Origin of the sequence: Burkholderia sp. B10, assembly GCF_004368385.1 — a bacterium.
Classification (GTDB): Bacteria; Pseudomonadota; Gammaproteobacteria; order Burkholderiales; family Burkholderiaceae; genus Burkholderia; species Burkholderia vietnamiensis.
The window spans coordinates 42,024-49,571 of sequence record NZ_PQMX01000046.1; the positions used below are offsets into that span (position 1 = coordinate 42,024).

General features: G+C 60.1%; 4 protein-coding genes and 2 pseudogenes. 2 read left to right on the top strand and 4 right to left on the bottom strand.

Annotation, left to right across the window (positions count from 1 at the left end; genetic code table 11):
• Positions 1-165 precede the first annotated feature (165 nt).
• Both gyrB and C3Y15_RS32380 read left to right on the top strand, forming a co-directional pair.
• Positions 166-2,640, top strand: coding sequence for a DNA topoisomerase (ATP-hydrolyzing) subunit B (gyrB, locus tag C3Y15_RS21625; RefSeq protein ID WP_046423679.1), 2,475 nt, complete (start codon positions 166-168; stop codon positions 2,638-2,640).
• Positions 2,641-3,013: 373 nt separating this feature from the next.
• Positions 3,014-3,085: pseudogene (locus C3Y15_RS32380) on the top strand (lysozyme); the annotation flags it as partial.
• Positions 3,086-3,144: 59 nt separating this feature from the next.
• Here C3Y15_RS32380 and C3Y15_RS21635 read toward each other — a convergent pair.
• The 4 genes and pseudogenes from C3Y15_RS21635 to C3Y15_RS21650 form a co-directional block, all read right to left on the bottom strand.
• A complete protein-coding gene (locus C3Y15_RS21635) occupies positions 3,145-4,041 on the bottom strand; it encodes a GIY-YIG nuclease family protein (protein ID WP_243860259.1) in 897 nt (298 codons plus the stop codon).
• A 1-nt stretch (position 4,042) separates the two neighbouring features.
• Positions 4,043-6,790 carry a DEAD/DEAH box helicase family protein gene (locus C3Y15_RS21640; RefSeq protein ID WP_124260204.1) on the bottom strand — a complete coding sequence of 916 codons (2,748 nt, stop codon included), beginning with the start codon at positions 6,788-6,790 and terminating at the stop codon, positions 4,043-4,045.
• Positions 6,790-7,080 (bottom strand): annotated as a pseudogene (locus C3Y15_RS21645) (site-specific DNA-methyltransferase); the annotation flags it as partial. The pseudogene C3Y15_RS21645 and the gene C3Y15_RS21640, both read right to left, overlap by 1 nt.
• Before the next feature lie 35 nt (positions 7,081-7,115).
• A partial coding sequence (locus C3Y15_RS21650) for an integrase core domain-containing protein (RefSeq protein ID WP_148091198.1) occupies positions 7,116-7,548 on the bottom strand: 433 nt, incomplete at its 5' end.

A 7,548-nucleotide genomic window follows, 5' to 3' on the forward strand; every position in this document is an offset into this window, starting at 1 on the left:
GGGCGGCAAGCCCCTTTGGCGTTTTTATGGCGAACCGACAACCCGTCCCTTTGGCGTCTTTTGGGCGCCGGGGGCGAGCCAGGAAACTGGAGCGGCCGGCGATTTCTCCTCGCTGAAACGCACCGCGCCGCCACGAGAGTGGCCTCGCAGAACCGGAAGATATCCATGAGTGAACAGCACAATACGCAACCCGATAACAGCAGCTACGGCGCCTCGTCGATCCAGATCCTCGAAGGTCTGGAAGCGGTGCGCAAGCGCCCCGGGATGTACATCGGCGACACGTCGGACGGCACCGGTCTGCACCACCTCGTGTTCGAGGTGCTCGACAACTCGATCGACGAAGCGCTGGCCGGGTACTGCAACGACATCCACGTGACGATTCACGCCGACAACTCGATTTCCGTGACCGACAACGGCCGCGGGATTCCGACCGACGTGAAGATGAACGACAAGCACGAGCCGAAGCGCAGCGCCGCCGAGATCGTGATGACCGAGCTGCATGCGGGCGGCAAGTTCGACCAGAACAGCTACAAGGTGTCGGGCGGGCTGCACGGCGTGGGCGTGTCGTGCGTGAACGCCCTGTCGAGCTGGTTGCGGCTCACCGTGCGCCGCAACGGCAAGAAGCACTTCATGGAGTTCCATCGCGGCATCGCACAGGATCGTGTGCTCGAGCAGGTCGATGGCGTCGAAGTGTCGCCGATGCTCGTCACCGGCGACACCGAGAACCGCGGCACCGAAGTGCATTTCATGGCCGATCCGACGATCTTCGGGACCGTCGAGTATCACTACGACATCCTCGCGAAGCGGATGCGCGAGCTCTCGTTCCTGAACAACGGCGTGCGGATTCGTCTTACCGACCTGCGTTCGGGCAAGGAAGACGATTTCGCGTTCGCCGGCGGTGTGAAGGGCTTCGTCGAGTACATCAACAAGACGAAGACCAACCTGCACCCGACCGTGTTCTTCGCCAACGGCGAGAAGGACGGCGTGGGCGTCGAAGTCGCGATGCAGTGGAACGACAGCTACAACGAAAACGTGCTGTGCTTCACGAACAACATTCCGCAGCGCGACGGCGGCACGCACTTGACCGGCCTGCGCGCGGCGATGACGCGCGTCATCAACAAGTACATCACCGACAACGAAATCGCGAAGAAGGCGAAGGTCGAGACGACCGGCGACGACATGCGCGAAGGGCTGTCGTGCGTGCTGTCCGTGAAGGTGCCGGAGCCGAAGTTCAGCTCGCAGACCAAGGACAAGCTGGTTTCGTCCGAAGTGCGGGCGCCGGTCGAGGAAGTCGTCGCGAAGGCGCTCGAAGAATTCCTGCTCGAAACGCCGACCGACGCGAAGATCATCTGCGGGAAGATCGTCGAAGCTGCACGGGCGCGGGATGCTGCCCGGAAGGCGCGCGAGATGACGCGACGCAAGGGCGTGCTCGACGGCGTCGGCCTGCCGGGCAAGCTCGCAGACTGCCAGGAGAAGGATCCGGCGAAGTGCGAAATCTACATCGTCGAGGGTGACTCGGCAGGCGGCTCGGCCAAGCAAGGCCGTGATCGCAAGTTCCAGGCGATTCTGCCGCTGCGCGGTAAGGTGCTCAACGTCGAGAAGGCGCGCTACGACAAGCTGCTGTCGTCGGAACAGATCGTCACGCTCGTGACCGCGCTCGGGTGCGGCATCGGCAAGGACGATTACAACCTCGACAAGCTCCGCTATCACCGCATCATCATCATGACCGACGCGGACGTCGACGGTGCGCACATCCGGACGCTGCTGCTCACGTTCTTCTATCGGCAGATGCCGGAGATGGTCGAGCGCGGGTACGTGTATATCGCGCAGCCGCCGCTTTACAAGATCAAGGCCGGCAAGGACGAGCGGTATCTGAAGGACGACGCGGAGCTCAACGCGCATATGCTGCGGTTGGCGCTGCAAGGGTCGGAATTGGTGCCTAGCGAGAATGGCGCGGCGATTTCAGGCGATGCGCTCGGGGAGCTGGCGCGGTCGTATCTGCTGTCGCAGAGCGTCATCGGGCGGTTGAGCCGGTTGTATGACCCGGCCGCGCTCGAGGCGATCATGGACGGGGTTTCCATCGATCTTTCCAGCGAGGAATCGACGGAGGCTTCGGCTAGGGCTCTGCATGCGGCGCTGCATGACGAGACGCTGAAGAATGAAGTGCGCGTGGTGCCTTCGTATGATCCGGTGCGGGAGCTGCGGTCGCTGCGCGTTGAGCGGGCGCATCACGGGAACGTGCGCGTTTCCGTCATCGATGAAGAGTTCCAGCATACGGCGGATTATCAGCAGCTGGTGACTACTGCCAAGACGTTCGAAGGGCTCATTCAGGCCGGTGCGGTGATCAAGCGCGGTGAGCGCAGCATGGCCGTGACCGACTTCAAGAGCGCGATGAAGTGGCTGCTGGCCGATGCTGAGCGGAACGTTTCGAAGCAGCGTTATAAGGGACTCGGGGAGATGAACCCCGAGCAGCTGTGGGAAACGACCATGGATCCGACCGTGCGGCGTCTGCTGCGCGTGCAGATCGAAGACGCGATCGCGGCGGATGGGATCTTTACTACCCTCATGGGGGATGAGGTCGAGCCGCGTAGGGCGTTTATCGAGTCGAATGCGTTGCGGGCGGGGAATATTGATGTTTAACAGCGAATGTAGACGTAGGGCGCCAGAGTAAGTGCGACTGGCGCCACAGTTTTGCGACTGGACGCCGAAGTTGGTGCAACTAACCTACCTGTCGCGCGCCATGTTTTATGATAGACAGCCGCGGAGTCATAATCTGCCGGTCCGGGGTTTGAATCCCTGATTCGCCAGCACCATTCAAAAACCAACCGTTCTCGGTTGGTTTTTTTTCGCCCGTTCCCCCCAAGTGTCGGCGCGGTTTTCGGGCATGGCCTCGCGAGCGCCACTCCTGCGAACTCGGCGTTTCCACTCCCGCTGACGCCTCTCTGTTCTCCTTTTTCTCTGGTGGTCACCCTACGCCTTCAACACCTCGAATCACTCGGTCCCGTTCCACCGCGTGCCGAAGGCCGATCCCGGCCGTGCGCCCCCGTACATCTGCCCAGCAGGGTATTGGACGATTGGCTTCGGCCGAGGCTGGTCGCGCGACGTGAAGCCGAAACCACCGCACTGCAGTAACCGGCGAGCCGGTCAGGCCCAAACTTCATCCAGATTCTTTGCTGCGAGTAGTTTGTCCCGAAGCGCGTAGCGTGAAGACTGCATATTCACGTCGGTGACTTCTGGACGAGGAATCGGAACAATCGCAGTTGCTGCCTCCTTGAAGTTGATCTTGTACTTGCCCGTGTCGTTGTAGGGAACAATCGACTCGATCTCGGCAATGTGCGTGATCGCTGCGATGGGGGCCACCTGATACGCCGCGATGTACCTCAGCTTGGAGATGTGCTTTGCATTGATCCGGACGGCGTACCAGCAGTTCTTGTCGAGGAAGGTGTCCTTGAAGCCCTCATCCCGAGCAGGCACGACAATCGTGTCGAACTTGTCGCTGTCCGACCCAATCGGCTGCACCTGATCCGACACATCTTCAATCTTCGATGGCGTGAACGCATTGATGCCGAGCATCGGCAGGATCAACAACATATCCGCCAGAAAGGCTTGTGCCGTTGCCTTGGCGGCAGGGGCCATCGTGGGCTCGGTTGGATTGTTCTTGTTCAGCAGGATCGCACGATCATACTTCTTGGCCAGCGCGACAAGGGCAGACTCAAGGTACTGCACCTCAGTCTTGCCGATCTTGTGGTTCCGATCAAAGAAGTAGACGCCCCACACCCATCCCTCTTTGTTGGCAACGTGGTTCTTGAGCCGCTCACCTACCGGGTCGGCCTCTCCGATATAAATCGTTTCCTCTGCGGCATTGCCCGCAAGAATGTAGATGCCCGCCTGAGAAATGCCAGGTTCCTGCTTCAGGACACCGGCCAACTCCTTCGTGAACACGACGCCGTAACCCGACCAATTGGACTTGTCAACATGACGTATCCCCTCTGGATCACCAGTGGTCGCGAAGAGCGTGATTGAAAAGGGTTGCATAGCCATCTCACTTCACCTCGAAGCGCAGGAAGTCCGAAAGCCGCTTCGATTCCGTGATCTCATCGTGCGGGACTAGCAGGTACTTCCAGGGCTTGGTGCCAACCCCCGCTGCGTGGTCTGAGGCGTGCTTGCACCAGCGAGCTGCCGCAGCGGCTTTCGCTTGCACCTCTTGGGTATTGATGTCGGTTCGCGCCTTGGTCTCCACCATGAAAATCGTCGAGTCCGTTTCGGCAACGAAGTCGGGGATGTACTCCGGCTGTTCGGTGCCCAGCTTGTAGTAGATCTGGAACTGCCCCTTGGCAGGCTTGAACCACTTCGAAGCATCACGCTCCAGAATGATTGCAAAGCGGCGCTCGGTATCCGAGTCGAATTTCTGGAGGGGGTACAGGCACCGAGCAAACCCGCCGAACAGCATCTGCTTGATGCGGCTTGTCTCGGTGACTGTTTCCCGGAAGTGGTGCGCCGTCTGACCTGCCGTGGCCGTGTAGTTGCACGGCTTCAGCTCAGTGAAGCCACGGCTGACCTGCACTTCATACTCGGTCGCTTCTTCCCAGAAATGCGCCATCATCTGGGCGTGAATCTCGCGCGCGATCAGGCGGCGATCTCGGTCCAGCACACTGCGGGCCTCATCTTCGGAGAGATACCCCTGCAAGTGCTGCACCATCTGGCTCGCAAGGTCGTATAGCAGGTCTGCGTGGGTGAAGTAGTCGATGTCATCGAAGTCCACCAGCGCGTGAACCACATAGTCCTCCGGCCGCTGCTCTTTCAGGCCGATCTCGGCGGCCAGCGTGTCCTGCTCATTGGTGCGCAGGTTGTGGATGACGATCTCGCGCTCGCCGGGCTGAAGGTGAAGCTGGCTCACGTCGAGCTTGAACGGATGAAAGCCCGTCGTGACCTCCCCGGTCGGCACCACTGCGATACGGGGAATGTCGATGGTCTGCTGAACCACGATCTCCGTGGTCTTCGCCACCACTGCCGATAGATCGAGTGCAGGCCCTCCCTCATCAACGCCTGCCAGCAAGTTGCCTTGCATCGGCTTCAGGCGCTCGGCCACCTCGGCCAGGATTTCCTTCTGTACCTCGGGCTTCAGCAATGCACTACTGGTTGGAACAAGGTCGCGCTTGGCCTCGAGCTTGCCGATGACATCCATGACGACGCGCGCGGCCTGCTTCTCAACGTCCGTGGTGAAGACCGGTGCCGGTGCTGGGGCCGCTGGCGCTGTACCAGCGGTAGCACCATTGCCAGCCGGAGCCACCGTCACCACGGGCGTATCCGTCAGACCAAGGCGAGTCATTGCCCCCGATCCCACCTGCACACTGACCTTCTTGTCGTCTGCGCTCGGCGCATCCAGGATGACTTGCTTTAGGCGAATCGGAGAATCGCCTCGGTTCGCCTCGTCGATGATCTCCTGGAATTTGTCGTGCGCGACGATGTTCAAGCGATCCACCGACGCGACGCCGGTGCGCTTGCCGTAGGGCAGACGCAGGCCGCGACCGATGGACTGCTCGATCAGCGTGCGCGCATTAGCGGCGCGCAGCGGAACGATGGTGTAGAGGTTGGTCACGTCCCAGCCTTCTTTGAGCATGTTGACGTGAATCACGATCTCGGTCGGCTCATCCACGCTTTCCACCGCGAGCAAGCGGGTGATCATTTCTTCCTCTTCCGCGCCGGTGCGGCTAGAGTCGACCTGAATCACCTTGCCCTGGTAGCGCCCCTCGTAGAAGGCTTCTGACTCCAGAAGCGCCAAAAGTTGCCCCGCGTGCGTGGTATCACGCGCAATCACGAGCATGAAGGGCTTCACCACCTTGACGCCGTTTTCGCGAGCGTAGGTCAACAACTCGACCTTGGTGGTTTCGTGCAGGCGCACGCCGTCTTCCAGCTTGGTCTTCTCGATTTCCTCTGGCGTGTGCGCCTTGGCGTCGAAGTTGCGCTGGGTGACGACAGCCGGTTCTTTGACGAAGCCATCATCCATTGCGCGTGCCAGCGGGTAGTCCATCACAACGTTCTTGAACGGAACCGGCCCACGGGTAGATTCCACAAAGGGCGTCGCGGTTACTTCAAGGCCGAACAGCGGTTTGAGTTCGTTGATGGATCGCACACCCGCGCTGGCCCGATAGCGGTGCGACTCGTCCATCAGCAACACGAGGTCTGGCAGGTTGGCCAGGTGATTAAAGTAGCTGTCACCCAGCACCTCCTTCATCCGTTTGATGCGAGGCTCCTTGCCGCCACGCACCTCTGAGTTGATTTTTGAGATATTGAAGATGTTGATGCGCACCTCACCGAACAGCTCGCCGCCGGTGACGTTCTGCTGGTCGTAGTTATCGCCAGTAATTACCCGTGGCGAGTTGATGGCAAATTCGCCAATCCCCTTGAACACATACTTCGGCGTGTTGGGCGTGAAGTCGGTGATCAGTTTGTTGTAGATCGTCAGGTTTGGGGCCAGCACGAAGAAGTTGTTGATGCCATGCGCCAGATGGAGATAGGCGATAAACGCTCCCATCAAGCGCGTCTTGCCCACGCCCGTAGCGAGAGCGAAGCACAGCGAAGGGAATTCCCGCTCGAACTCTTCTAGCGTAGAGAACTCGGCTTTCAACGTGGCAAGAATGGCCGCCAAGTCTTTTTGTTCAGTGGCGCGCTCGTGGCTCAATAGCTCGGGGGCGGCTTCGAGCGCGCGCGCCAACTTCGAGAGAGATTCTGCCTGGGGCGGGCGAAGAGACAGACGACCGGTGACGGCGTTCAGGACGCGTGCATTCATTATTCGTTCTCCCCAAACAGTCCGCCCTGTCCCGGGGCAGCTTTCTTGCTCTTCGATGATTTGACGGCGTTGACAACAGCTGCAGACTCAGGCATCTCAACCTGTGCCATCGGCAGGTTCGCCACGTTCAAGCTGTAGTCATCGCGGCCCCAGTGGCAGCGCGCCAACACCATCTTGGGGATTTTCTTCAGGGTCAGATTTGGCCAGCGCTCCGCCGCCTTGGCGGCAGTCACGCCGTGGAAGGCTGAGCAGCACACGAGCAGGCTCTTGTCGCCGCCGACTTCATCGGACTGAACCGCACCGGGAATCGTGGAGGCCGGTTGGTTTAAGTTAATGCAGGCACTTCAGCAGCATTTCTGAGTTGCCTGTAGTAGTTTGCCTCAGCCTCGGCGGGCGGGATATAGCCGAGCGGTTCCATCAGCCGATGATGGTTGTACCAGGCGACCCATTCCAGCGTTGCCAGTTCGACGGATTCCCTCGTTTTCCAAGGGGCGCGCCGATGAATCAGTTCCGTCTTGTAGAGACCGTTGATCGTTTCAGCCAGCGCGTTATCGTAGCTGTCGCCACGGCTGCCGACGGACGGCTCGATACCCGCCTCGGCCAAACGTTCGCTATACCGAATGCTGACGTATTGAGCCCCCCTATCGGAGTGGTGTATCAAGGTCCCATCGTCGCCCGGTTGGCGCGCGTACAGCGCCTGTTCGAGCGCATCCAGAACGAAGTCCGTGCTCATCGACGAACTGACGCGCCAACCGACG

What these genes read in the sequence shown, in the direction of transcription:
- gyrB (WP_046423679.1), top strand. Translation starts at nt 166, where the DNA reads ATGAGTGAACAGCACAATACGCAACCCGATAACAGCAGCTACGGCGCC.
- C3Y15_RS21635 (WP_243860259.1), bottom strand. Translation starts at nt 4,041, where the DNA reads ATGGCTATGCAACCCTTTTCAATCACGCTCTTCGCGACCACTGGTGAT.
- C3Y15_RS21640 (WP_124260204.1), bottom strand. Translation starts at nt 6,790, where the DNA reads ATGAATGCACGCGTCCTGAACGCCGTCACCGGTCGTCTGTCTCTTCGC.